The organism is Acidobacteriota bacterium, assembly GCA_020845575.1.
Lineage (GTDB): Bacteria > Acidobacteriota > Vicinamibacteria > Vicinamibacterales > Vicinamibacteraceae > Luteitalea.
Genome location: JADLFL010000040.1, coordinates 20439 through 46485, shown reverse-complemented (window position 1 = coordinate 46485; position 26047 = coordinate 20439). Strand labels below are relative to the sequence as shown.

General features: G+C 69.1%; 23 protein-coding genes. 11 read left to right on the top strand and 12 right to left on the bottom strand.

Translation table 11 applies throughout. The features are described 5' to 3' along the window. The first annotated feature begins 69 nt into the window (after positions 1-69). The 3 genes from IT182_11355 to IT182_11345 all read left to right on the top strand — a co-directional run bounded on the left by IT182_11355 (position 70) and on the right by IT182_11345 (position 3679). Positions 70-1737, top strand: coding sequence for a TolC family protein (locus IT182_11355; GenBank protein MCC6163932.1), 1668 nt, complete (start codon positions 70-72; stop codon positions 1735-1737). Positions 1738-1814: 77 nt separating this feature from the next. Then, positions 1815-2564, top strand: a complete 750-nt coding sequence (locus IT182_11350) for a glycosyltransferase family 2 protein (GenBank protein ID MCC6163931.1) — start codon at positions 1815-1817, stop codon at positions 2562-2564. Then, entirely contained in the window at positions 2540-3679 is a 1140-nt protein-coding gene (locus tag IT182_11345) for a glycosyltransferase (protein ID MCC6163930.1), read from the top strand. The genes IT182_11350 and IT182_11345 overlap by 25 nt, the downstream gene beginning before the upstream one ends. A gap of 45 nt (positions 3680-3724) precedes the next feature. Here IT182_11345 and IT182_11340 read toward each other — a convergent pair whose 3' ends face one another. The 6 genes from IT182_11340 to IT182_11315 form a co-directional block, all read right to left on the bottom strand. Continuing rightward, positions 3725-4627, bottom strand: a complete 903-nt coding sequence (locus IT182_11340) for a TIGR02757 family protein (protein ID MCC6163929.1) — start codon at positions 4625-4627, stop codon at positions 3725-3727. A 12-nt stretch (positions 4628-4639) separates the two neighbouring features. Beyond that, positions 4640-5260 carry a hypothetical protein gene (locus tag IT182_11335; protein ID MCC6163928.1) on the bottom strand — a complete coding sequence of 207 codons (621 nt, stop codon included), beginning with the start codon at positions 5258-5260 and terminating at the stop codon, positions 4640-4642. 26 nt (positions 5261-5286) lie between these two features. Then, complete coding sequence (locus tag IT182_11330) at positions 5287-6612, bottom strand: dihydroorotase (protein ID MCC6163927.1); 1326 nt, start codon at positions 6610-6612, stop codon at positions 5287-5289. A gap of 8 nt (positions 6613-6620) precedes the next feature. After that, the gene (locus IT182_11325) at positions 6621-7568 is read right to left on the bottom strand and encodes an aspartate carbamoyltransferase catalytic subunit (GenBank protein MCC6163926.1); all 948 of its coding nucleotides are present in this window, start codon (positions 7566-7568) and stop codon (positions 6621-6623) included. Beyond that, a complete protein-coding gene (gene pyrR, locus IT182_11320; protein MCC6163925.1) occupies positions 7565-8101 on the bottom strand; it encodes a bifunctional pyr operon transcriptional regulator/uracil phosphoribosyltransferase PyrR in 537 nt (178 codons plus the stop codon). The genes IT182_11325 and pyrR overlap by 4 nt, the downstream gene beginning before the upstream one ends. A gap of 269 nt (positions 8102-8370) precedes the next feature. Then, positions 8371-9924 (bottom strand): alkaline phosphatase family protein, encoded by a 1554-nt coding sequence (locus tag IT182_11315; protein MCC6163924.1) that lies wholly within the window; start codon positions 9922-9924, stop codon positions 8371-8373. Positions 9925-9949: 25 nt separating this feature from the next. On the opposite strand from IT182_11315, the gene IT182_11310 reads away from it, so the two are divergent. The 3 genes from IT182_11310 to pyrF are packed head-to-tail and all read left to right on the top strand — an operon-like array spanning position 9950 to position 12412. Next, on the top strand, positions 9950-10780 hold the full coding sequence (locus tag IT182_11310) for a dihydroorotate dehydrogenase electron transfer subunit (GenBank protein ID MCC6163923.1): 831 nt from the start codon (positions 9950-9952) through the stop codon (positions 10778-10780). After that, positions 10773-11723, top strand: a complete 951-nt coding sequence (locus tag IT182_11305; GenBank protein ID MCC6163922.1) for a dihydroorotate dehydrogenase — start codon at positions 10773-10775, stop codon at positions 11721-11723. The genes IT182_11310 and IT182_11305 overlap by 8 nt, the downstream gene beginning before the upstream one ends. Next, entirely contained in the window at positions 11708-12412 is a 705-nt protein-coding gene (gene pyrF / locus IT182_11300; GenBank protein ID MCC6163921.1) for an orotidine-5'-phosphate decarboxylase, read from the top strand. The genes IT182_11305 and pyrF overlap by 16 nt, the downstream gene beginning before the upstream one ends. A gap of 72 nt (positions 12413-12484) precedes the next feature. Here the strand turns inward: pyrF and IT182_11295 are convergent, their stop codons facing one another. The 5 genes from IT182_11295 to IT182_11275 form a co-directional block, all read right to left on the bottom strand. Continuing rightward, positions 12485-13060 carry an OmpA family protein gene (locus tag IT182_11295; GenBank protein ID MCC6163920.1) on the bottom strand — a complete coding sequence of 192 codons (576 nt, stop codon included), beginning with the start codon at positions 13058-13060 and terminating at the stop codon, positions 12485-12487. 102 nt (positions 13061-13162) lie between these two features. Next, positions 13163-15421 carry a hypothetical protein gene (locus IT182_11290; protein ID MCC6163919.1) on the bottom strand — a complete coding sequence of 753 codons (2259 nt, stop codon included), beginning with the start codon at positions 15419-15421 and terminating at the stop codon, positions 13163-13165. 96 nt (positions 15422-15517) lie between these two features. Beyond that, entirely contained in the window at positions 15518-15808 is a 291-nt protein-coding gene (locus IT182_11285; protein ID MCC6163918.1) for a hypothetical protein, read from the bottom strand. A gap of 99 nt (positions 15809-15907) precedes the next feature. Further along, on the bottom strand, positions 15908-18037 hold the full coding sequence (gene cadA / locus IT182_11280; GenBank protein ID MCC6163917.1) for a cadmium-translocating P-type ATPase: 2130 nt from the start codon (positions 18035-18037) through the stop codon (positions 15908-15910). Then, positions 18034-18462, bottom strand: coding sequence for a winged helix-turn-helix transcriptional regulator (locus tag IT182_11275; GenBank protein MCC6163916.1), 429 nt, complete (start codon positions 18460-18462; stop codon positions 18034-18036). The genes cadA and IT182_11275 overlap by 4 nt, the downstream gene beginning before the upstream one ends. A gap of 150 nt (positions 18463-18612) precedes the next feature. On the opposite strand from IT182_11275, the gene IT182_11270 reads away from it, so the two are divergent. The 5 genes from IT182_11270 to dacB are packed head-to-tail and all read left to right on the top strand — an operon-like array spanning position 18613 to position 24843. Beyond that, positions 18613-19572 (top strand): ABC transporter ATP-binding protein, encoded by a 960-nt coding sequence (locus tag IT182_11270; GenBank protein ID MCC6163915.1) that lies wholly within the window; start codon positions 18613-18615, stop codon positions 19570-19572. After that, the gene (locus IT182_11265; protein MCC6163914.1) at positions 19565-20338 is read left to right on the top strand and encodes an ABC transporter permease subunit; all 774 of its coding nucleotides are present in this window, start codon (positions 19565-19567) and stop codon (positions 20336-20338) included. Before IT182_11270 ends, IT182_11265 begins: the two co-directional genes overlap by 8 nt. 22 nt (positions 20339-20360) lie before the next feature. Next, positions 20361-21965, top strand: coding sequence for a GldG family protein (locus IT182_11260; GenBank protein ID MCC6163913.1), 1605 nt, complete (start codon positions 20361-20363; stop codon positions 21963-21965). Next, positions 21962-23320 (top strand): DUF4340 domain-containing protein, encoded by a 1359-nt coding sequence (locus IT182_11255; protein MCC6163912.1) that lies wholly within the window; start codon positions 21962-21964, stop codon positions 23318-23320. The genes IT182_11260 and IT182_11255 overlap by 4 nt, the downstream gene beginning before the upstream one ends. Then, positions 23317-24843, top strand: coding sequence for a D-alanyl-D-alanine carboxypeptidase/D-alanyl-D-alanine-endopeptidase (dacB, locus tag IT182_11250; GenBank protein ID MCC6163911.1), 1527 nt, complete (start codon positions 23317-23319; stop codon positions 24841-24843). The genes IT182_11255 and dacB overlap by 4 nt, the downstream gene beginning before the upstream one ends. Before the next feature lie 10 nt (positions 24844-24853). Here dacB and IT182_11245 read toward each other — a convergent pair whose 3' ends face one another. Then, positions 24854-26044 carry an alanyl-tRNA editing protein gene (locus IT182_11245; protein MCC6163910.1) on the bottom strand — a complete coding sequence of 397 codons (1191 nt, stop codon included), beginning with the start codon at positions 26042-26044 and terminating at the stop codon, positions 24854-24856. Positions 26045-26047: the final 3 nt, after the last annotated feature.

The following is a 26047-nucleotide window of genomic DNA, read 5'->3' as shown; positions in this document are numbered from 1 at the left end:
CCCGGACATCCTTCACTCGTCCCGGACGGCCCTATCGAGCTGCTCTCCCAGGAGATGGAGTTGACGTCCGTGATCCCATCGGTTCCCTTTCGTTTCCGGCGCGGTATCGTGGCGCTGGCCATGGCATCTGCCGCGGCAGGCGCTTCCGCGCAGACGCCGACCACGCCGCTTTCGGCACTCGCCGGACCGGTTCGCCGGATCACGATCGACGAAGCCGTCGCGATGGCACTGGAGCAGAACGTGTCACTCCAGGTCCAGCGCATGAATCCGGCGTTCTCGGAGCTCGATCTCGCCCAGGCGTACGGCGGATGGCTCCCGACGCTCACCGGGCGGATCCGGTTCCAGAGCGTCGAGTCGCCCGTCGCCAGCATCCTCCAGTCGGCGGCCGAGGACAGCGCGAGCTACCAGCAGAAGCAGGCCGTGGGCAGTTTCGGCGTGGAGCAGTTCCTCCCGACCGGCGGGTCCTACACACTCGGCTACGACACCTCGCGCACCAAGACGAACGACAGGTTCACCACGTTGAACCCGACCACGCGCGGCAACCTGACGTTCAACTTCACGCAGCCACTGCTGCGCAATCGCGCCATCGACAACACGCGGCAGCAGATCCTCGTGAACAAGAACAACCTCGCGATCAGCGAGATGCAGTTCCGTAACACCGTCGTGGCCACCGTGCGCAGCGTGAAGAACGCGTACTGGGACCTGGTCGTCGCGCAGTCTGCACTCGCGGTGCAGCAGCAGACGCTCGATCTCTCGCGGCAGACACTCGCGGACAACCGCAAGCGCGTGGAGGTCGGTACCATGGCCCCCATCGACATCGTGCAGGCCGAGGCCGAGGTCGCCTCCAACGAAGAGAACGTCATCATCGGCGAGCAGTCGGTGGCCCAGGCGCAGGACCAGTTGCGCTCGCTCGTTCTCGGCCCGCAGACGCCCGACTTCTGGACGACGACGTTCGAGCCCGCCGATCCGCCGTCGCTGGCGACGACGCCCGTCGACGTGAACGCCGCCGTCGAGAAGGCGATGGCCGGCCGTCTCGACCTGCAGCAGGCGCGCAAGCAACTCGAGAACAACGACGTCCGCATCAGGTACTGGCGTAACCAGACCCTTCCGGATGTCTCGGCTGTCGTCGACTACGGTCTCGCGGGGCTGGGCGGCTCGCTCATCCAGAGGCAGGCTGGAGACGACCCGTTCAACCCAGGCGCCGAGACCGGATCGCGCACCGTGATCCCGTACACGGACGTGCTCGGAGACGTGCTCGGCTTCACGTATCCGACATGGTCGGTGAGCGTCAACGTCAGGTACCCGGTCGGCCGCAACGTGAACCGTGTGAACCTGGAGCGCCAGCGGTTGACCAACGAGCAGAACCTGCTGCAGTTGCGCGACCTCGAACGCCAGGTGGTTCAGCAGGTGCGCGATCTCGCGCGGCAGGTCAACACGAACCTGCAGCGCGTCGCCACGACGCAGGCCGCGCGATCGCTGGCGGAGCGTCGCCTCGAAGCCGAGCAGAAGAAGTTCGGCGTCGGCCTGTCCACCACGTTCAACGTCCTGCAGGCCCAGCGCGATCTCGCGGTGGCCCGCAACAACGAGCAGCGCGCCATTCTCGACTTCGAGAAGTCGCGCGTCGACTTCGAAGCCGCGCAGGAAGCGTCGATCTCCGGTTCGGGCGGCAGCCTGAGCGTCAACAATGTCGGTACGCAGAACGGCGGCGGGGCCAACACCGGCACGGGCAACCGTTAGCAGCCTCCACCGATCGCAGCAGTCCCCGAACGCCGGTCCCGCCACGCGCGGCGCCGGCCTTCAGCTATTCTTCCCCTGTGCCGGCGCCGATCTCGGTGATTCTCATCACGAAGAACGCGGGCGCACACATCGAGCGCGCGCTGCAGTCGGTGGCATGGGCCGCCGAGCGCATCGTCGTGGACGCCTGCAGTAGTGACGACACGGTGGCCCGAGCGCGGCCTCTCGCGACGCACGTCGAGACACGCGCGTGGCTGGGCTACGGCGCGCAGAAGAACCATGCCGCGTCGCTGGCCTCGCACGACTGGGTGTTGTCGCTCGACGCCGACGAAGCGGTGACGCCAGCCTTGCGCGATCAGATCCTCGCGTGGCAGCCGGACGCGGGTACGGTCGCCTGTCGCATGCCGCGCGTGACCTGGTATCTCGGGCGATGGATTCGCACCACCGACTGGTATCCCGATCGCGCCGTGCGGCTCTACGACAGGCGGCGTGCGCGCTGGGACGATCGTCGCGTGCATGAAGCGCTGCTCGTGGACGGGACCATCGGCGACCTGTCGGGCGAACTGGAACATCGACCGTACGACGACGTCGCCGCGCACCTGGCACGCATGAACCACTACACGTCACTCGCCGCAGACGAGATGTACGCCGCTGGACGACGCGCGAGCGCGTGGCAACTGCTGGTGCACCCGCCTGCGGCATTTCTTCGCAACTACGTCGCGCGCACCGGGTTCAGGGACGGCGTGCCAGGCCTCATCGTCTCGCTGCTCGGTGGCGTGTACGTGCTGCTCAAGTACGTCAAGCTGTGGGAGCGCTGGCGTCGCGCCTGAACACACACGTGATGGCGATTCGCACCATCCACATCGACACCGCCCGCACGTGGCGCGGAGGCCAGAACCAGGCACTCCTCACCGTGAAGGGCCTTCGCGCGCTCGGCCATCCGACGATGCTCGTGGCGCATCCGGACGGTGAGCTGCGACGGCGCGCCCCGCAGGACGCGGACCTGCTGCCGCTCGCGCCGCGGTTCGAAGTCGACTTCCACGCCGCGTGGAAGCTCGCACGCGTCATCCGTGCGTGCAATCCGCAGATTCTTCACGCGCACGATCCGCATGGCGTGGCACTCGCCGCGCTCGCGCTCGGATTTCGGATGCCGTGGCCGCCGCCGCTGCTCGTCGCGTCGCGTCGCGTGGATTTCAGGCTGGCGTCCAACAGGCTGTCGCGCGCGAAGTATCGGCAGGTCGATCGCTTCATCTGCGCGTCCTCCGCGATCGGTGCCATCCTCGAACGTGACGGCATTCCAGCGTCGCGCATCGTCACGGTGCACGAAGGCGTGGACCTGCAGCACGTGGCCGATGCGCCGCCGGTGTCGTTGCACGAGACGTTCTGGCTGCCGCACGGTGCGCCTGTGGTGCTCAACGTGGCGGCGCTCGTGCCGCACAAGGGTCAACGGTACCTCGTCGACGCGTTCGCGAGCGTGGTGCGTGCCGTGCCCGACGCGCGACTCGTCATCCTCGGCCAGGGCGAACTGCACGAAAGTCTCGTGAAGCAGATCCACAACCTCGGGCTCGACAGGCACGTGCTGCTGCCGGGATTCAGGACCGATGTGCTGTCGCTGATGAAGACCGCGGACATCTTCGTCATGAGCTCGACGATGGAAGGACTCGGCACGTCGCTGCTCGACGCGATGGGGTGCGCCAGGCCGATCGTCGCGACGGACACGGGCGGCATCCCCGAAGTCGTCGTCGACGACGAGACAGGTCTCCTCGTACCGCCGAGGCACGCAGACGCCCTTGCCGACGCGCTGATCACACTCCTGAAGGACGAGGAGCGCGCCCGCCGGTATGCGACAGCGGGTTACGAGCGCGTACACAGGCGTTTCAGCGTCGACCACATGGTGCGGGAGACGATCGGCGTGTACGAAGAGCTGATCGCGAACCGGCACTGATCGACGCGCGGCTCGGCCCCTGGCGGGCCTGGCTTGCCCGGCCCGTCAGCGGGCGGGGCGACAGAAACCGCGCAGCGGACACTGGCTGTTGGCGACGGGGCGGCCCCAGCCGCAGGCGCCCATCATGCTCATGTGGCACAGCGAGAAGTCGTAGCGCACCGGGTCGACGGGATCGATGCGGCGGAGCGTCGCGGTGATGTCGGCGGCCATGCGCCAGCCGGGGCTCGTGTAGTGCGTGAGGCGCAGGCAGCGGCCTACACGGATGGTGTGCGTGTCGAGCGGGATCACGAGGCGGGCGCGCGACACCCCGGACCATCCACCGGGATCCACGGCGTCCTGTCGCACCATCCAGCGCACGAACAGGTTCAGGCGCTTGCACGCGCTGCCGAGCGACGGTCGCGGGAAGAAGTAGTGCACGCCGAGCCTGTCCTTGCGCGCACCACCATACGCCTCACGCACGTCGACGGCGCACGCCGCCGCACAGAACGCTTCGAGACCTGACGCGACGTCCTCACTCGACGAATCGTCGCCCGCGAGAAACGCGCCTTCGAGCGATCCGAACCTGTCGACGAGATCGCGCAGCACGACGAGCAGCGCCACGATGTCGTCGCCGCGCGTCCACCTGTGGACGACGGGCGCGAGCGACGCGCGCGCGTCGCGCACGTCCATCGACGACAGGTACGCCGCAGGATGCGAACCGATCAGGGCGAGCACGCGCTCGATGCTCGCGAGCACGCTCGCCAGCCTGCCGAACGCGAGCCCAGATGCGAGCGCGGCGACGATCTCCCTGTCGCGCGGATCGTCGTACCGCCGCACGAACTGCACGGGATCGGCAGCCGAGTCGGGCACGTTGTAGCCGTCGTGCAGGCGATCGAGCTCGACGCGCAGGCGCGCGAGCGCTGCCGTGGACAGCGATCGCGATGAGACGCGGCGCGCGGGCGCGGCCATCGGCGAGCGGGACTAGAAGCGCGTCATCGGCACGCCGCGGGCGCACAGCGGGCACGTGGCGGCGGTGTGGATGTCGTGCGCGTCGTACTCGAGCAGCGCGAAGTTGGGCACGTCGAGCGAGACCACGGCCGCCATGCGGTCGTAGATCTGCGCGGTGGCGATCACCTCGCCTCCGGCCTTGGTCACCAGCTCTGCGCAGAGGCTGAACGTCTTCCCCGTATTGCGCACATCGTCCGCGATCAGGACCCTCTTGCCGGCGAGCACGCCGCGATATGTCGAGCGCAGCCGGAGCCCCTCCTCCATGTCGAAGTGCACCGGCGCGAAGACGCACGGGGGATGGTCGAGGCTGCGACGGCCATCGAGCAGTCCGGCGATCGTGTGCGCGAGCAGCGCGCCGCCCGTGGACGGCCCCACCACGGCCTGTACGCGAGACGTGATGTCGTAGGGCAGCACGTCGAGCAGATCCTGCGCGAGCTGCCAGATCGTCGACGGCTGGCAGAACAGCATGTGCGGGTTCACGTACGTGCGGCCGTGATACCCGTTGCCGAAATCGAAGTGTCCGTCGAGGAGCACATTCGCGCCTTGCAGGATGCGCTGTGCGCGCTTGCGGACTTCTTCGATACGTTGCGTCATCAATCGTGACTCCGGGGAAGCGACGGTCACCGGACTGGTGCCGCCGGCCAGGCGTCGAGCCCCTCGACGCGCGTGTTGCGATAGACGAGACGGCCGCCCACCACCGTGGCAGCCACGCCACCGCGGAGCGTCCAGCCCTCGAACGGCATGTTCCTGGACGCCGATTTCTGCGCGGACGCACGAATCGTCACTGGCAGGTCCGGCGCAAGGACGCTGATGTCCGCAGGGGCACCTTCGGTGAGCGATCCACCCGTCACCTTCAGGATGCGCGCCGGGTTCACCGACAGCAGTTCGACCATGCGGGCCAGACCGATATGCCCCGCGTGGACGAGACGATCGAAGGTCAGCGACACAGCGGTCTCGAGACCCGTGATCCCGAACGGCGCGTGGTCGTACGAGAGCGCCTTCTCGTCGGCGTGATGCGGCGCGTGATCGGTGGCGATGACGTCGACGGTGCCGTCGGCCAGCCCCTCCACCAGCGCGGCGACGTCGGACGGCGGGCGCAGCGGCGGGTTCATCTTCGTGTTCGTGTCGTAGTCGCGCAGCGCCTCGTCGGTGAGCACGAAGTGATGCGGTGCCACCTCGCACGTGACGGCAATCCCGCGCGCCTTGCCTGCCCGCACCGCACGCAGCGAGCCGGCGGTGCTCAGGTGCGCCACGTGGAACGGCACCTTCGCGAGGCCGGCCAGCGTGATGTCGCGCTCGACCCAGAGCTCCTCGGCCTCACCGGGAATGCCGCGCAATCCGAGCTCGGACGCGACGGCACCTTCGTGGACGACACCATCGCCCTTGAGCGTCGGATCCTCGCAGTGATCAATCACCAGGACGTCGAGCATGCCCGCGTACTCCAGCACGCGACGCATCAGCAGCGCCGTCCGGATGGGATGCCCATCGTCGGACACGGCCACGCAACCGGCGGCCTTCAGCTCGCCGATCTCGGCCAACTGCTCGCCCTTCTGCCCGACAGATGCCGCGCCGATCGGATAGACACGCGCGAGACCCGCCGCGTCGGCCTTGTCGCGGATGTAGCGCGTGACGGCCGCGCTGTCGTTGACGGGCGACGTGTTGGGCATGCACGCCACGGCGGTGAAGCCACCGGCGACAGCCGCCGCCGCGCCAGACGCGATCGTCTCCTTGTGCTCCTGCCCCGGCTCGCGCAGGTGCACGTGCATGTCGATCAGCCCCGGCGTGACGATGCAGCCGGCGGGCACGTCGAGCACGAGGGCACCGTCAGGAATCGGAAGGTCCGGAGCCACGCGCACGATGACGCCGTCGCGTATCTCGACGTCGAACCGTCCGTCGCGGCCGTTGACCGGATCCACCACGCGGCCGTTCTTCAGGACGCACGTCATCGCCGGGGTCATTCCTCGCTGCCTCCGCCGAGCAGGTAGAGCACCGCCATGCGCACCGCCACGCCATTGGCCACCTGCTCGAGGATGACGGCCTGGTTGCCGTCTGCCACGTCGGAGGCGATCTCCACGCCACGGTTCATCGGGCCCGGGTGCATCACGATCGCGTCAGGCCGCGCGAGCGCCAGCCGATCGGCGGTGAGGCCGAACAGCGTGAAGTACTCCCGCAGCGACGGGAAGAAGTTGTTCTGCATGCGCTCCAACTGGATGCGCAGCATCATCACGACGTCGGCGCCGTCGATCGCTTCCTCGATCGTGCGGCAGGAGATCGCACCGAGCGCCTCGATCCCCATGGGCACGAGCGGGCGCGGCGCCGCCACGCGCACCGTGGCGCCCATCTTGCGCAGCAGGATCAGGTTCGACCGCAGCACGCGACTGTGCAGCAGGTCGCCCACGATGGCCACGGTGAGGCCGTCGAGCCGCCCCTTGTGCTGCCGGATCGTGTAGGCATCGAGCAGCGCCTGCGTGGGATGCTCGTGCAGCCCGTCGCCCGCGTTGACGATGCGCGCACGGCAATGGCGCGCGAGCTGATGGCACGCGCCAGACGAGGCATGGCGCACCACCAGCATGTCCGGCTGCATCGCCTCGATGTTGCTCACGGTGTCGAGCAGCGTCTCGCCCTTGACCACGCTCGACGTCGACACCGCGAGATTGAGCGTGTCCGCGCTCAAGCGCTTCTCCGCGATCTCGAACGACGTGCGCGTGCGCGTGCTCGGCTCGAAGAACAGGTTGACGATGGTGCGCCCGCGCAGCGCAGGCACCTTCTTGATCGCGCGCTCACCCACCTCGCGCATCGCGTCGGCGGTGTCGAGGATGAGGGAGATCTCGCCGGGTTCGAGGTCGCTGATGCCGAGCAGATGACGTCCGCGCAACGCAGTGACCGCATCAGCGCCGCTCATGCGCCCTCCTCGAGTTCGACTTCGTCGACACCATCGATCTCGGTGAGGCGTACCTGCACGCTCTGCGTGGGCGACGTCGGCAGGTTCTTGCCGACGTAGTCGGCCTTGATGGGCAACTCGCGATGACCGCGGTCGACGAGCACGATGAGCTGAATGCTGCGCGGACGTCCGTAATCGATGATCGCGTCGAGCGCCGCGCGGATCGTGCGTCCCGTATACAGCACGTCGTCCACGAGCAGGATGCGGCGACCTTCCACCGAGAAGCGGATGTCGGTGCTGCGCACGACAGGCTGCGGACCGACAGGGTGCCGCATGTAGTCGTCGCGATAGAGCGTGATGTCGAGCGATCCCACCGGCATCGTCACGCCGCCGACCTGTTCGAGCACCGCGGCGACGCGTTCCGCGATCACGACGCCGCGCGTGCGGATGCCGACGAGCGCGACGTCGGAGAGATCGCGGTTGCGCTCGAGGATCTCGTGCGCGATGCGCGCGAGCGTGCGCTCGATCCGCGCGCCATCCATCACCTGGGGCATGCGGACCTCCGGGACACACGTCGGGTCGCCGCGAAAGGGTCGCGCACGGACGATGGACTGCAGGAAACACTCGCGCGAACGCGCGAAAACGAGGCGTCTGGCATGCGACCTCTTTGCGGACTCACAGGTCCGCCTTAAAGAGCCACGGAACAGTGTAGCACCCGAAGTGCCGCGATGCCGGAAACGCTTGCCGCGACGTAGCGCCGTTGGCGCAAAGGCGGGACCGGTTGCCGGTTGCCGGTTGCCGGGTTGCCGGTTGCCGGGCGGTCCTACTGATAGCTCCTGATGAACGTGACGGGGCGCTCGGTGGTGAGCGCGGGGACGAAGAGGTCGGTGCGCGCGTAGCCGTCCATGTCGCGGCCGACGGGCAGGCCGAGGTAGTACAACACCGTCGGGAGTACGTCGACGATGGCGCCGACGGACTTGCGGCCGGGCGCGACGTGCCGGCCGTACGCGAGCATGAAACCGTCCGAGCGGCTCGCCTCCGCCGCCAGTCCCGCATCGTCGACGATGCGGTCGCGGAGACGTTCGAAGGGGCTCGGCGACTCGACGCGATATCCGGAGACCACGAGCAGCAGATCGTCGGGCGCGAGACGACTCAGCATGCGGCCGACCTCCCTGTCGATGAAGTCGTACGTCTCGTCGAGTGCGCGACGACCGGCCGACGACTGTCGGCGCCGCGCCTCGGGCGCAAGCGCCGCCAGCGCGGCATACCGCACGGATGCCACACGCGCGTCGACAATCCCGAGCGCGTCTTCGAATTGCGCGCGGACGCCGGTGTCGGTGTCGATCGGCGTCGCACCAGGCGCACGCGCTGGCGTCGCGATGACACGCCCGATGCGCGCGCCGCTCCCGTCACTGAGGGGCCATGCCGCCGTGACGGCCGGGATCCCTGACGCTTCGAGCACGCGCCACAGCGGTGCGCCGCGCAGGTCGGCGGCAACGATGGGCTCCACATCGAGGACGCCCGCGAGGACCAGGACGTCGGCGAACACGTAGCGCGGCAGCAGGTCGAACGCGGCCCAGCCGCCGCGAAAGCGATGGTCACCACGCACGCCGGTCGCCGGCGGATAGCGTCCCGTGGCCACCGACGACCAGACGGGCTGCGGCTGTCTCGGCTCGATCGACGAGAGGGCCAGGGACGCCCCCCCGTCGATCATCCGTCCGATGTTGGGCAGGCGCCCCTGCGCCGCGGCCGGCGACACGTAGTCCAGCGACGCGCCGTCGATCGCGACGATCCGCACGCGGCCGAGCGGCGTCTCCCGCAGCGAGGGACCCACGGTGCGCACCATGCCGCTTCCGGCCAGGCTCCACTCCGCCGGTCCGCGGGCCACGAGCGGCAGCACCACCGCTGCGACAACGGCGATGCCGAGGACCGTGCCGCCGACACGACTGCCACGCCTGCCGAATCCGTAGTGGACCAGCGCGATCACCAACAGCACGCCACTGGCGCAGGCGAGCGTGACGGTCACGACGAACGCGCGGCGCGCGGCGGCGGGCGAGAGCGACGACTCGAACGCCGAGAGATTGAGCCACGCCAGCAGCGCGCCGAGCGCCACGACCAGCGTGGTGGTCCAGGCAAGGATGCGGAGGCTGAGCCACCCCGGCCCGCGGCGCGTCGAGAGGTACCGTGCGAGACTCGCCACGAAGAACGCGCCGGCGATGAGCGGAGCCGCCGTGACCAGCAGGCGCCAGCCGAGCGAGAACAGCACGCCCGGGCGCGGCGACAGTTGCGGATTGAGCAACAGCACCAGGTGCGCCAGCATCGCCGCGCCAAGCACGCCGGCCACCAGGGCGTTGGTCAGGAGTCGCAGGTACGGCATGGGCTGATGCGCTATGCTGCCGAGGATGATCGTGGACGAGCGGGCCGACGTGATCGGGAATCGTACGCTCTCGGCAGAGTACAACGTCGTCACGCTCGCGGCGGCATCGGTCGCCGCAGCCGCACGGCCCGGCCAGTTCGTCATGGTGAAGACCAAGCCCGGCCTCGAGCCGCTGCTCAGGCGTCCGTTCTCGATCTTCGAGATCGTGCGGGACGACGACGGCACGCCGCGCGGCATCAGCATCCTCAACAAGCGCGTCGGCACGGGCACCGGACAACTGTTCGACGTCCGCGTGGGCGATCGTCTCTCGTGTCTCGGCCCGCTCGGCCAGCCCTGGCCGCTCGTCGAGCCGCCGACGTCGGTGTGGATGGTGGCCGGAGGCGTCGGACTCGCGCCGTTCGCCACGCTCACCGAGACGCTCGCCGCACGCGGGATCGCGCGGCGGTTGTTCTACGGCGCACGCCGCGGCGAAGACCTGTATTACGCGGACTGGTTCGCCCAACGCGGCGTCGAACTCGTGCTCGCCACCGAGGACGGTAGCGTCGGCACGCACGGACGCATCACGCTTCCCCTCGACGAGGCCCTGCAGGCAGCGTCGCCGGACGAGCCCATCGCCATCTACTGCTGCGGTCCGACGCCGATGATGCGTGCCGTTGCCGAGCGCGCCGCCGCCGCGGGCCGCGACGCCTGGGTCTCGCTCGAACAGGTGATGGGCTGCGGCATGGGCGGCTGCTACAGCTGCGTCGTGCCCGTGAAGACACCGGAGGGCGGCGCCCATTTCGTTCGCTCCTGCACCAGCGGTCCCGTGTTCGCCGCCAGCACCCTGCAGTGGGAAGGGCTCGCCCACCATGGTTGATTTCACGACGCCGCTCGGCCCGCTCACGCTCCGCAACCCGCTGATGGCCGCGAGCGGCTGCTTCGGCTACGGCGTCGAGTACGCCGGCGCGTTCGACATCTCGTCGCTCGGCGGCGTGGTCGTCAAGGGCCTGTTCCTCTCGGAACGCGAAGGCCACGCCCCGCCCCGCATCGTCGAGACACCGGGCGGCATGCTGAACGCGATCGGACTCCAGGGGATCGGCGTCCACCGCTTCGTGAAGGAGCGCCTGCCGGAGCTGCGCGCGCTCGGTGCCGTCACGGTGGTCAACGTGTGCGGCGTGACGCTCGACGAGTACGTCGAGGTGTGCCGCGTGCTCTCGGATCACGAGGGCGTGGCGGCAATCGAACTGAACATCTCGTGCCCCAACATCAAGGAGGGCGGCATCCAGTTCGGGTGCAGCCTGCCCGGCACGCACGCCGTGGTCTCTGCGGTGCGCAAGGCGACGACGCTGCCGATCATGCCGAAGCTCACGCCGAACGTGACGGACGTCGCGTCGTTCGCGCGCGCGGCGGAGGAAGCCGGCGCCGACGCGGTGTCGCTCGTCAACACGTTCCTTGCAATGGCCATCGACGTCGAGACGCGAAAGCCGAAGCTGACCAATGTGATGGGCGGCCTGAGCGGCCCCGCCATCCGCCCGATCGCCGTGCGGATGGTGTACGAGTGCCGGCAGGCCGTGCGCATCCCGATCGTCGGCATGGGTGGCATCGCGTCGGCCGACGATGTGATCGAGTTCATGCTGGCCGGCGCCAACGCCGTACAGATCGGCACGGCCAACTTCGCCGACCCCTTCATCTGGACGCGCGTCCTCGCCGATCTCGGGACCTACTGCGCGCGCCACGGCGTGACGCGCCTCGCCGACCTGGTAGGCGCCGTCAAGACGGGCAAGTCCAGGCCCGCGGAGCCTGCATGTCGTCCATCCTGATCGCTCTCGACGTCGACACCATCGCCGCGGCAGACGCGCTCGTCGCGCAATTGCCGGACGTGGGCGGCTTCAAGGTCGGCAAGCAGCTCTTCGTGAGCGAAGGACCAGCGGCCGTTGCGCCCATCGTCGATCGCGGGCTGCGGCTGTTCCTCGACCTGAAGTTCCACGACATCCCGAACACCGTCGCCGGCGCCGTGCGCGCGGGCACGCGCCTCGGGGCGTGGATGATGACGGTCCACGCGAGCGGTGGACACGACATGCTGGTTGCCGCGCGCGACGCCGCGCACGAGGAAGCGGCGCGCGCGGGTCGCGCGCGTCCACTCATCGTCGGCGTCACGGTGCTCACGAGCCTCGACGATGCCCGGTTGCGTGGCGTGGGTATCGCCGACGGCGTCCGCGAGCAGGTGCGGCGCCTTGCGGCGCTCGCGTGCGAGGCGGGCATCGACGGCGTCGTGGCGTCGCCGCAGGAGATCACGCTCAGTCGCGAAACGTGCGGCGCCGATCTCGCGGTCGTCACCCCTGGCATCCGTCCGGCCAGCGCGAGCAGGGACGATCAGGCCCGCACGATGACGCCCGCCGACGCCATTGATGCCGGCGCGTCGTACCTGGTGATCGGCCGGCCCGTCACCGGCGCTGCCAACCCCGCCGCCGCTGCCGCCGCAATCGACGCCGAGATCGCCGCACGCTGAAGAACGAAAGGCCCGACGAGAGTCGTCGGGCCTTTCGCATTCATCCGTCTGCCGTCGCGCGACGGCATGTGCTCACTTCGCGGTGATCAGGAAGTGTCCGCGGCGATTCTGCTGGAAGCACTCCTCGGTGTCTTCGTTGCAGAACGGCTGCTCTTCACCCTTGCTGACGATCGTCACGCGATCGGTGGGCAGCCCGAGGCTGACCAGATAATCGCGTACCGCTGCCGCGCGCTGCTCACCGAGCGCGAGGTTGTACTCGGGCGTGCCGCGGTTGTCGCAGTGGCCCTCGACGAGCACGCGCGTCGACTGCCACTTGCGCAGCCATTCCATGTTGCGCTGGATGGTCGCACGACCCTCGTCCGAGATCGTCGACTGGTCGTAGGCGAAGAACACATCGCCCAGCGGCTTCTCGGAGTTGAGGTCGTCGAGACTCTTGCGCGCGAACAGCTCCTCATCGGTGAGCGGACGCGGTGCCTCCGGTGCTGGCGCCGGGGCCGGCGGCGGCGGAGGAGGCGGCGGTGCCGGGGTGGTGGCCGGAGGCGGAGGCGGTGGTGCCGGAGCAGGCGCGGGCGCCTTCTTGGCACAGCCCGCAACGCCCAGCGCCAGGCACAGGCCAACGGCAGGCAGTACGACTCGCAGTCGAGACATCGATGCGGTACTCCAAGTGTGAAGAAATTCGGAAAACGGGGCTGCGCACAGCTCCGTCACAGGTGGCATCGGGCCAAAGCCTATCGACGGACCGTGATCCTGTCAACGAACGGCACGAACCTGCAGCGATGCGATCTCCAGAGCGAGCCGTCTGGCATCGGCAGATCCCGTGCGTTCCCCGGCGACGAACGACGATGAGACGCGCCACTCGATCCGGCCGTCCGGCGGCAGGTCCGACGCGCGTATCACCGACTCGATGCTGAACGGTCGGCTCAGCGTATGCGTCGCAATCGGCCGGCCACCAGCGAGGATCTCGAGGACCGGTGCGGTGCCGTAGTGCCGCGGATACGTGCCCGCGATGTCGAGGCGCACGTCACCAACAGCGCCACGCACGCGCAGGGAACTGGTGTCGCTCACCCACCGCCACGTCCGTCCCGTGGCCACGTTGCGCTCGGGTTCGTACCATCCGGCGCCGAGCGCCAGCACCGGCACTCCCGACGGCTGCACGTCGAACTGCTCCAGGAACACCGGCGACGTCCTGTCCGCTTCGCCCGTCGCGCCAACCATCAGGGGCACGTAGCCGTGCGCCGGCAGCACGCCAGCCGGGATGGTCCACGCGACGGCGAACGCTCCGGGACCAATCGCGTCCTCCACGCGCCACGTCGCGGCATCCCACGACTCACCGATGCGCACGTCGAGCGTCTGCACGGACTCCGCTGGCGCGACGAAGCGACCTCCGACAACGAGCGTCGACGCGCCGTCGTGACCGCGCACGATCGCCGACGCACGCGCGGCGGGCAACCCCTGCGACGCCGCGGCCGTGACCCCCGCGAGCTCTGGAGTCAGACTCCAGCCATCACGCAGCACCCACGCCGGTCGCGATACGTCATACCAGTCGAACGCGTGCGGACGCATGCCGCCGAGCAGCGCCGCCACAGGCATCGGCCACCGCACCGGCTCACGCAACCGCATCGACAGCGGATCCACCACACCGCGATCGCCACGCCGCGGATCGACGAGCCACCAGACCGGCGCGTCGCGTTCCCACGCCGGCAACGCTTCCTGCCATTCGCGCGCTCGCGGCGACGGCAGCACGTCGAACGCCGATACCGGCGTCAGCATGTGCCTGATGCGCCTGGTCTCCGCCCACACGCGACGGTGCATCGCCACATGCGGACGTTCGGGCAGGCCTTCCGCAGCGTCCGTCATGCGCGCGAGCACCTCGCTGCTGGTCATGCCGGCCGCCGCATACTGGTGATGCGCCCGCACCGACACGGCCAAGGACGTAATCCCGATCAGCACGACAACCGGCTGCAGCACGTGACGCGCCCAACGCGTCGACACCAGGACAACGAGCGCGACGATGGCGGGGACCGTGGGGAGCGCGTACCGCGTGGTCTCCGTTTCCTGGACGAGCAGGTGGAACGCGAGGTACGGCGCGAACCCGAGAACGAGCCACGTCGCCATCCCGCGCTGTCTGCGCAACCCGACAACACCTGCTGCCGCCAACGCGATCGCTGCCGCGGCGAGCAGCCACGTCCCCCACGGCCACACGAACGTGTCGGCAAGCGCCTGCGCCAGGGGCCGCACACCCGGAGTCAGCAGCAGCATCGGCACACCGTCCAGATCCTCGCCTGCCTGCGACGCCAACGCCGTGCGATATGCGTCCAGTCCACCGGTCAGCCACACCATGGGCACCGCCCACGTGAGGACACCCGCGAGCGCGGCGCCCGCCACGGCGAACGCCATGTGAACCGTGCCGCGACGCCACACGCGCGCGATGGTCCACACGAGCAATGGCACCACCAGCCATGTGACCTGCGACCGCACGCCGACGGCCACGCCGCACGCCAGCGCAGCCAGGATGGCTCGACGAAGAGAGATGTCGTGGCGCGCGGCGCGGAGCAGCAGGTACTGGCACCCCAGTGCACCTGCAAGGCCCGGCATGTCGCTGAGCGGCCGCGACGCCGTCAGCCAGAACAACGGCGTGCATGCCGCGAGAGCGGTGGCCGCTGGTGCCAGTACGGCCGGCGTGCCGGGCGAGGCGATCGTGCGAAGGATGCCGTAGAGGAAGAACAGGGCAAGCGCGCCCGCAACGGCTGCGAGCAGCGACATCGCGCGCGCATCACGCGACGCGAGCGCCTCGGGATCGGCGGGGTCGGCCTGGACGACGACATCGACGAGTGCTGCCGATCCGCGTGCGAGGACGATGAACACCGGGTAGCCCGGCGGATGCGGTTGGTGCGCGGCGACGTCGTAATGCCGCAGACCCAGCGCGAAGTTGACCGAGTCGATGTCCTCGAGGTGCCTGGCCGGGCTGGCGATGTGCGCGCACAAGAAAAGCGCGGCGACTGCCAGCACGAACCGATCGTGAAGTGCAGGGCCGCGCATGCAGAAGGGCGATCCGCCTGTCGACGTGCCGCGCGACGATAGAGTCAGCTCAGACGAACCGGTCGTCTAGTCTTCGTCGTCGTCGTCGAGGTCGTCCTCGTCGTCATCGTCCCAGCCGAGGTCGTCCTCGTCCTCGTCGTCGTCGTCTTCCTCACCCTCGTCTTCGTCGTCCCAATCGTCCTCGTCGTCGAGGTCGTCATCGTCCTCGTCGTCGTCATCATCATCGTCGTCGTCGTCGTCGACGGCGAGCAGCGGGAAGGCGGTACTGAACGACGAGTCGGCAGGCGATCCGATGACGACATCGAACTCGATGTCACGCGTGGCGAAGGTCAGGCGGCTCGGGGCACTCATGGACATGACGGTCTCCGCAGTCACCGGGCGTCCTGTGGGCCGGCATGAGCCCGGCGCCCCGACTGCAACGGGCGGATTATAGCGACAACGCAAGAGGGGTCGCAATCACGGACGACCGTCTCCGATCCACGAGAACGAGAGTAACCGGAGACTGAGCGCGACGACCAGCAATGACGCACCGACGTCGGCCAGGACGGCGAGCCACAGGGACGCCATCCCGGCTGCCGCGAGCGCGATCACCGCGAGCTTGAGCACGAGCGCGAGCGCGACATTGGTGCGAATGACACGCAGCGTGGCACGTCCGAGCGCCATCGCGTACGGCACCAGCGCGAGGTCGTGATGCATGAGCGCGCCATCGGCCGCCTCGAGCGCGACTGCCGTTCCGCCGTCGGCGACCGCAAGCCCCACGCTGGCCACCGCGAGCGCAGGACCATCGTTGATCCCGTCGCCCACCATCAGCACGGGGCCGCGCGTCGACAACGCCTCCACGGCGGCGGCCTTGTCTTCCGGCAACAGGCGCGCGCGCCATTCCTGCACGTTCACGTCGGCCGCGAGTTGCGCCACGGCGGCGTCGTGATCGCCAGACAGCAATACGGCCGATGCGCCGAGCGACGCGAGATCGGACACCGCCTGTCGCGCGCCATCGCGCGGACGATCGGCAGCATGGATGAGCAGCACCGGCGTGTCGTCGATCGCGACCACGGCTGTCGCATCAGATGGCCGGGCCCGGAGGGCCGGCTCTACCTCTGCGTACGTGTCAAGCCAATCGGGGCGACCGATCCGCACGAGATGGCCGTCCACCTGCGCGCTGGCGCCGCGACCCGGCACGTGCTGCACCGCACTCGCCGGCGGGATCGGCAGACCGCGCGCCTCGGCCAGCGACACGATGGCCTGTGCCAGCGGGTGGTGCACGCCCGTCTCGACGGCTGCCGCGAGTGACAATGCGCGCGCCTCCTCGACGTCGCCAATCGCCGTGAGCGCGGTGACGCGCAACTGTCCGTCGGAGACGGTACCCGTCTTGTCGAGCGCAACGATGCGAACGGAGGCGAGACGTTCGAGAACGGCGCCCCCCTTGATGAGGAGCCCGCGACGCGCGGCAGCCGACAACGCCGATACCATGGCCACGGGCGTGGCGATCACGAGCGCACACGGACACGCGACAACGAGCAGCACGAGCGCACGCTCGATCCACGGCAGCCATGCCGCACCCGTGAGCAGCGGCGGCAGCACCGCCATCGCCGACGCGAGCGCGAGGACGACAGGCGTGTACACCGTCGCGAAGCGATCGACGAGGGACTGCACCTGCGCCCGCGCCGCGTGCGCGCGCTCGACCTGGTGCACGATGCGCGCGACCGTCGAATCGGACGACACGCGCGTGACCTCGACGACCAGGACGCCTTCGCCGTTCACGGTCCCCGCGTACACGACGTCGCCGGGTGATTTCGGGACTGGAATCGACTCGCCTGTGACGGGTGCCTGGTTCACGGCGCTCTCGCCTTCGAGCACGCGGCCATCGAGAGGCAGCCTGCCGCCCGGTGTGACCACCACGTGCTGTCCTGCGGCGACCTGCTCGACGGGCACGGTGCGCGTCTCGCCGGATGTCGCGCGCAGGTCCGCTGTCGGCGGCGTGATGGTGAGCACGTCGGCGATCGCGCGGCGCGCGCGTGCGAGGCTGCGCGCTTCGAGCGCCTGCGCCACGCCGAAGAGCACCAGCACCGTCGCGGCCTCGAACCATTCGTCGATGGCAAGGGCGCCCGCGACCGCCAGCGTCATGAGGACGTGAATGTCGAGCCGTCGCCCGCGCGCGGCCGCCCATGCCCGGCGCAGCGTGCCAGGCGCCGTGAGGACGATCGCCACGCCAAGCGCAAGACGCACGAACATGTCGCGCGCACCGCCACTCCACAGCGCCATCGCGACAAGGCACGACACGGCAGCGAGCACGAGCGTCCAGGGCACGCCTGTCTCGACGCGCGCGGCGTCGCCGCCCGTCGTGACGGGCCACGCGCGCATGCCCGTCTGTGCGACAGCCTCGGCGATGCCGGCCTCGCTCAACGTCGCGCCGTCGAAGTGCACGCGGAGTTGCCGCGACAACACATCCGCGTCGAGCGCGATCAGGCCACCGAGCCCGCCGAGACGCTTCTCGAGGATGGCCACTTCATGCGCGCAGTCCATCTCGGCGATGTGGAAGGTCGCCGTGCGGTGATCGAAACAGCGCGAGCACGCGGGTGCGTTCATCGCTCGTCTCCGTGGCTCGCCCGCCGGGGCGGTGCCGCCGCTGCGGCGGCACCTTCGTGCACGTGGCTCAGGCCCTGCTGGAAGAGCGCCAGGATGTGTCCGTCATCCAGCGTGTAGAACACCTGCCGCCCCGCGCGCCGCGTCCGCACGAGCCGCGCCGCCCGGAGCATGCGGAGTTGGTGCGACACGGCCGACTCGCTCATCGACACGAGCGTCGCGAGATCACCGACGCAGCGCTCGGTGAGGGCCATCGCGGCGATGAGCCTGATCCGGGTGGGGTCGCCCAGCACGCGGAAGGTTTCTGCGAGGGCCTGCGCCGTCTCGGCAGACAGCGGCGCCGCGGCGTCGCGCACCGGGCGCCGGCGAGGTGAAGGCACCGGGACGGCCCGTGGGTGGCGAGTCTGGGAATGTGTCGATACTGACATATGAACAACTGTTCATATATTACACCAACATAATTGACCCGGTCCCACGCCCTCTCTACCATGGAGGGTCGGCAGGCGTCGCGCGGCGTCGGCATCGCCGCCGCTCGCACGCGCCGGCTGAACTGTCCATACCAAGCCTGGAGACACATGGTGATCGAGGTGCAGCAGCTCACCAAGCGCTACGGCCCCTTCACGGCGGTCGATGGCGTGAGCTTCAACGTCGGGAAGGGCGAGATCCTGGGGTTCCTGGGGCCGAACGGCGCCGGCAAGACCACCACGATGCGCATCCTGACCGGGTACATGCCCCCCACCGAGGGGCACGCCCGCGTCGCGGGGTTCGACCTGCAGGACCAGCCCGTCGAGGCCAAGCAGCGGATCGGCTACCTGCCTGAAACCCCGCCGCTCTATCCGGAGATGACCGTTCGCGAGTACCTGCGCTTCGTGGCGCGGATCAAGGGCGTGCCTCCCGCCGAGCAGGCCGATCGCGTGGCGACGGTGATGCAGCGCACGCACGTGGCCGACATGGCGCACCGCCACTGCGCCAAGCTCTCGAAGGGGTACAAACAGCGCGTCGGTCTCGCGCAGGCGCTCATCCACAACCCCGACGTCCTGGTCCTCGACGAACCCACGGCCGGCCTCGATCCGAAGCAGATCATCGAGACGCGCGAGCTGATCCGGAGCCTGGCCGGCGACCACACGATCGTGCTCAGTACGCACATCCTCCCCGAGGTGGCGCAGACCTGCCAGCGCGTGGTCATCATCAACAAGGGCCGCGTCGTCGCCGAGGACACGCCGGACAATCTCACGGCGCGGCTGCAGGGGGCGGCGTCGGTGTACGTCGAGGTCGACGCGCAGGATGCCGACGCGCAACCGGTGCTCGCCGCCGTGGCGGGCGTGACCAACGTGACGGTGGCCGCGAAGGTCGGCGCCGTGACGGGGTTCGAAGTACAGAGCGAGAACGGGCTCGACGTGCGGCGCAGCGTGGCGCAGGCGGTGGTCGGCGCCGGGTTCGGGCTCGTCGAACTGCGGCCGATGCGCATGAGCCTCGAGGAGATCTTCCTGCAGCTCACGACCTCGGACGCGCAGGAGGAGGAGGTCGCCCGTGCGTAACACGATCGCCATCGCGAGGCGCGAGCTCCAGAGCTACTTCTCGTCGCCCATCGCCTACATCCTCGTGGGCCTGTTCGCGCTGCTCTTCGGCTGGATGTTCTACAGCTTCCTCAGCTTCTTCAGCGAACAGAGCCTGCGCATGCAGCAGTTCGGCATGGGCGGACCGCAGACGCTGAACGTCAACGAGATGCTGATTCGGCCGCTCCTCCTGCAGGCCGGCATCATCATCCTCATCTTCATCCCGACGTTGACGATGAGGACGTTCGCGGAGGAGAAGCGCAGCGGCACGATCGAGCTGCTGCTCACGTCGCCCATCACCGACTGGGAGATCGTGCTCGGCAAGTTCTTCGGCGCGTTCGCGCTCTACGCCGTGATGCTGGGACTGAGCGCGCTCAACCTGCTCTGGCTCTTCGCGTACGGCGAACCCGAGATTGCACCGATCGTCACCGGCTATCTCGGGCTGCTGCTGCTCGGCGGCGGCTTCATCGCCGTCGGGCTCTTCCTGTCGAACCTGACGCGCAACCAGATCGTCGCGGGACTGCTCACGTACGCCGTCCTGCTGATGCTGCTGCTCGTGGCGTGGGTGGGCGAGGGGGCCGGTCCCATCGGGCGCGCGCTCGTGTCGGCCCTCGCGGTGTTCCAGCACTTCGAGGACTTCTCGAAGGGTGTGATCGACACGCAGCACGTCGTCTACTACCTGAGCGTGATCGCGTTCGGGCTCTTCCTCACCGCCCGATCGGTGGACGCCGATCGGTGGCGCGGCTAACCCGGTCCGGAGACGCACAGCCATGACTCGTTTCGCCAACGTCCTCGGCTGGATCGGCACGGCCCTCGTGGTCACCGCCGTTCTCATCCGCTTCATCCGCCCCGAACGGCAGCAGGTGTGGCAGCGCCTCGCGCTCGCGGGCCTCATCGTGGTGCTGGCCTATCTCGCCATGCAATGGCGCGAGTTCGCAGCGATGTTCTCGCGCCGCGGTGCACGCGCGGGGGCCCTCACGTCGGCCAGCGTCATCCTGCTGCTGGCCATCCTCGTGGGCGTCAACTACGTCGCCACGCGTCAGCACAAGCGCTGGGATCTCACGGAGGGCGGCCAGTTCACGCTCTCCGATCAGACACGCAAGTTCCTCGACGGCCTGAAGGCCCCGGTGGACATCAAGGTGTTCGCCAAGGACACCGAGTTCCCGCGCTTCCGCGATCGCCTGGAGGGCTATCAGTACGCGAGCTCGCAGGTGAAGGTCGAGTACATCGACCCGGACAAGCAGCCCGCGCTCGCCCGGCAGTGGCAGGTGCAGCAGTACGGCACGATCGCCGTCGATCACGCCGGCCGCATCGAGCGCATCACGTCGGACACCGAGCAGGACATCACCAACGCCATCGTGAAGGCCGTCGAAGGTGGCGAGAAGAAGGTCTACTTCACGCAGGGCCACGGTGAGCGCGACACGACGAGCGCCGATCAGCGCACGGGCTACAACGCCATCGCAAGCGCGCTCCAGCGCGACAACTTCTCGGTCGAGCCGATCGTGCTCGCGCAACAGCAGCAGGGCGTACCGGCAGACGCCGCGGTCCTGGTCATCGCGGGGCCGAAGACCGACTTCCTCCAGCCCGAACTCGACATGGTGTCGCGGTATCTCGACAAGGGCGGCAAGCTCCTGCTGTTGCTCGATCCGCGCGATGGTGCCGACGCCGCGCCACTCACCGGTCTCGTCGCTCTCGCGCACGCGTGGGGCATCGACGCCGGAGACAACGTGGTCGTCGACGTCAGCAGCGTCGGCCAGATGCTCGGCGCCGGTCCGTCGGTACCCGTCGTGGCGCAGTACGCCGACCACCCGATCACCGATGACTTCGGGCTCATCACGGCGTTCCCGCTCGCGCGGTCGGTGACGCCCGTCGATGGCGGCGTGAACGGCCGCGTCGCGCAGCCCATCGCGATGACGAGCGCGCAGTCGTGGGCCGAGACCGACTTCGCCGGCGTGTTCGGAGGCACACCCGTCTCGCGCGACGCGGGCGCCGGCGACAAGGAAGGGCCGATCACGCTGGCCGCTGCCGTGGGCATCGACGCACCCGGCGCGCCGGAACCCCCTCCCGCCACGCCGGACCAGCCGGCACCCGAAGCACCGCGCAAGCCGCAGACACGCATCGTCGTGTTCGGCGACTCCGACTTCGTCACCAACGCGGTGCTCGGCACGCAGGGCAATCGCGATCTGTTCCTCAACGCCCTCAACTGGGTGGCGCAACAGGAGAACCTGATCGCCATCCGTCCGAAGCAGGCCGGCGACAGGCGCGTGACGATGACGGAGGACCAGCAGCGGCGGGTGCTGTACCTGTCGGTGCTCGGATTGCCGCTCGCCGTTGCCGCGCTCGGCGTGTGGGTCTGGAGCCGGAGGCGAGGATGAAACGGGGCCGCTCCACGCTCGTCCTCCTCGCGCTGGCCGCGGCGCTCGGCGGCTACATCTGGTTCGTCGAGATGAAGCGCGACCCGGCCGACGACGAGCCGAAGACCGAGAAGGTCTTCACCGCGCTCGAGGCCGACACGATCTCGGCACTCGAGGTCCACGCGTCCAACGGCGACGTCACGACACTCCGCAAGGAGGGCGCCGGCTGGAAGATCGAGTCGCCTGTGCAGGTGGCGGCCGATGCCAGCGAGGTGTCCGGCGTCACGAGCAACCTCGCCTCGCTCGACCTCACGCGCGTGATCGACGAGAAGCCAGCCAGCCTCGACCTGTTCGGACTCGACGCGCCGCGCGTGACGCTGACGTTCACCGCGAACGGCGCGCCGCGCACGCTGCTCCTCGGTGCGAAGACCGCGACGGGCGGCGACACGTACGCCAGGCTCGATGAATCGCCGCGCGTCTTCACGGTGCCGTCGTGGCTCGAACAGAGCCTCGATCGCACGACGTTCCAGTTGCGCGACAAGTCCGTCGTTGACGTCGATCGCGAGGCTGTCGATCGGATCGCCATCATCGGCGCGCCAGGCACGATCGAGTTGAAGAAGGACGGCGCCGACTGGCTGCTCACGCAGCCCGTGCACGCCCGCGCCGACAGCGCCGAAGTCGGGTCGCTGCTGACGCGGCTCTCCTCCTCGCAGATGCAGGCCATCGTCGCCGAGCAGCCCGCCACGCTCGACGTCTACGGCCTGCAGCCCGCCCGCACCACGCTGACGGCGACCGGCGCGGGCAAGACGCTCGCGCAGATCTTCCTCGGCTCGCCGAGCGGCGACACGGCGGTCCACATGAAGGACGGCGCCCGGTCGCTCGTGTTCACCGTCGACAAGACGCTGGCCGACGATCTGCAGCGTGCCGCCGCGGCGTACCGCGCGAAGGACGTGTTCGCGTTCAAGCCGTTCACCGTGTCGCGCCTCGTCGTGACGCGCGGCGACTCGACACGGACGTTCGAGAAGACGAAGTCGGGCAGCGACACGAACGCAACGGACACGTGGGCGCAGACGATGCCTGCCGACGCCGGCGTGACGGCGGCCACGATCGACGACATCGTGTCGCGATTCGGGACGCTGCGCGCCGAGGCATGGGCAGACGTGCCGAGGTCGAGCACGCCGCTCATCGACGTCGTGGCGACTTACGGCGATGGCAAGGATGAGCGCGTCACGATCGTCCAGGCCGGCGATGAGCGGTTCGCGCTGCGAGCCGGCGAGCCTGGCGCCGCGCGACTGACGGCCGCTGCCGTCACCGACATCCTCGATCTGCTCGAACCGAAGCCCGAGGCGCCCGCCACACCGGCGACGCAGCCGTGACACGACGTCGCGGAGTACACGCCGCTGTTGCACTCGCCCTGTGTGCCGCAGCGGCCTGCGCGCCGCGTCATGTGCCAGCGCCCGGTCCAGGAGCCGCGACGACCGGGCCGGCCACGACCCGTCCGGCCGACGGCCTGCCTGCCAGCACGCTCTCGGCGGCCGACGCCGCACTGGCGACGGCATTCGAGGCACGCTTCGCTGCAGCCGATGCTGCGGCGCTGTGGGCCGTGCGCCTCGAGCGTCTCGACACCGGTGGTCCTGTCGTGCTCGTCAGCCGCAACGCCGAGCGGCTGATGATCCCTGCGTCCAACATGAAGATCGCGACGCTCGCCGCGGCGGCCGCGCGACTGGGCTGGGACTATCGGTTCAGGACGTCGCTGTTGGCCGCGGGGCCCGTGGACGGACACGTCCTGCGCGGCGATCTCGTGGTGGTCGGCGGTGCGGATCCGACGATCGGCCGCGGTGACGATCCGCTCGCGACGTTCCGCGACTGGGCACGGCAGCTCCGCGCGAAAGGCGTTCGCCGGATCGAAGGGGATCTCGTGGGCGATCCGTCCCGCTTCGGCGAGGAATGGCTCGGCGATTCCTGGAGCTGGGACGATCTGCCCTTCGGCTATGCTGCCGCGTACTCAGGGCTGATCTTCAACGAGAACGTCGTGCGCATCAGAGTGACGCCGGGGTTGCACGCCGATGCGCCGGTCGTCGTCGCTGCGTCGCCAGGCGCTTACGGATTTCGCCTGAACTCCACGGCGCGCACCAACGCTGCCGGGGAACCCGCGACGCTGCGCGTCACGCGCGCACTCGGCAGTCCGATTGTCGACATCACGGGCAGCCTGCCCGTCGGTGCCACACCTGTCGAACGAACGGTGTCTGTTGCCGACCCGCCGCGATACTTCCTCGGGGCGCTCCGGACCGTGCTGGCCGAAGAGGGCGTGGAGATTCGCGGCGGTACGCGCGTGGAAGCGACGCAACAGTCCGGCGATGCGCCACTGCTCGTCCACGAGTCGGCGCCGCTCGCCAGCGTCGCGCAGCGTTTCATGAAGGTGAGTCAGAACCTGTACGGCGAAGTGCTGCTGCGCGTGCTCGCGGGGCCAGCGGCAGGCGCTTCCGCAGGTGCGAGCCAGACGCTGCACGACACGCTCGCCACGCTGGGTGTGTCAGCCGGGAGCGCGCAGGGGCTCGATGGGTCCGGCCTGTCTCGACGCGACTTCCTCACCGCACGCACGGTGACGACGCTGCTCGAAGCGATGGCCGTGCCTCCGCATCGCGAACCGTTCCGCGCGACGCTGCCCGTCGCCGGCCGCGACGGGACGCTCTCGACGCGCTTTGCCGGCAGCCCGTGCGTCGATCGCCTGCTGGCCAAGACCGGCACGCTCGCGCACGTCCGTTCGCTGTCTGGGTACATCACGTCAGCGACAGGTACCGAGTACGCCTTCGCCGTCCTCGCCAACAACTACATCGCCCCGACAGCCGACATCGACCGCATCGCCGAAGACGCGCTCTCTCTCGTGTGCGCCTCCTAGCGCGCGACAGTCACAGGAACGCGCGCAACGCGTCGACAGTGACTGCCACGCCGCCAGCCTGCGCGAGGTCCGGGCGACCGCCACCCTTGCCACCGTGTGCGGCACAGATCGCACGCACGATGGCGCCGGCGTCCACGTCCGTACGATCGGCGCTGCGCGCGATGACGAGGGCGTGCGGCAACGATCCCGCCAACAGTGCGACCACACGCCCTGACGCGGCGATGAGCTGCAGCGCCGCCACCCGCGCGCTTGCCGCGTCGGCATCAGGCAGCAGCGCGACCAGACGTCCCTCCGTGTCGATCCCGGACTCCAGAGACGTCGCCTGCAGCGCGACGAGTTGCTCTCCTAGCCCCTTGGCACGCCGTTGCACGTCGTCAAGCGACTGCCGCATGCGAACAAGAGCCGCCGGTACGTCATGCGGCGCCACCGACAGCGCGCGCGCCGACGCATCGAGTGTCTCGCGCAGGAGCCGATGGCTCTCGAGCGCGCGACGTCCGCACAGGAACGTCACGCGGGTCCCTCCCCTGAACCGCTCGGTACCGCGAACGACGATGATGCCGACCTCGCCCGTGCGATGGACGTGCGTGCCGCCGCAGGCCGAGAGGTCGTGCCCCTCGATGTCGATGAGGCGCACGCGTCCTTCGCGTCCAGTGGCCTTGCGCAGCCGCGGCTCGTCCACGAGATCGGCCGCGTCGGCGTATCGGATGGACACCTGACGGTCGTCCCACACGACGTCGTTGGCCAGCGATTCCGCGCGCAGGCACTCGTCAGGCGTGACGTCGCGATGCAGATCGAGCGTACACGCCTCGAGTCCGAGGTGGACGCTCTCGGTTCGCGCATCGACGAGGCTGTCGAACGCCGCCGACAGGATGTGCTGTCCCGAGTGCTGTTGACGGAAGTCGCGCCGACGCATGCCGTCGACGTCGCCACGCACTACTGTCCCCGGCGTCAACGACTGCGCGACCTGATGCCAGACGAAATCGTCCTCGTCGACTTCCACGTTCGTCACGGCGATCGCACGCCCGTCGACGTGCAGATGTCCGATGTCGTGAGGCTGTCCGCCAGACGAGGGGTAGAAGGCAGAACGATCCAGTTGAACCCGCCACTTCTCGCCAACGGGAGCACATGCCGTGACGGTGGCGTCGAATGCGAGCAGGGCGGGATCGTCGTAGTAGAGGCGCGGCGATGTCTCGGAAGCCATGGC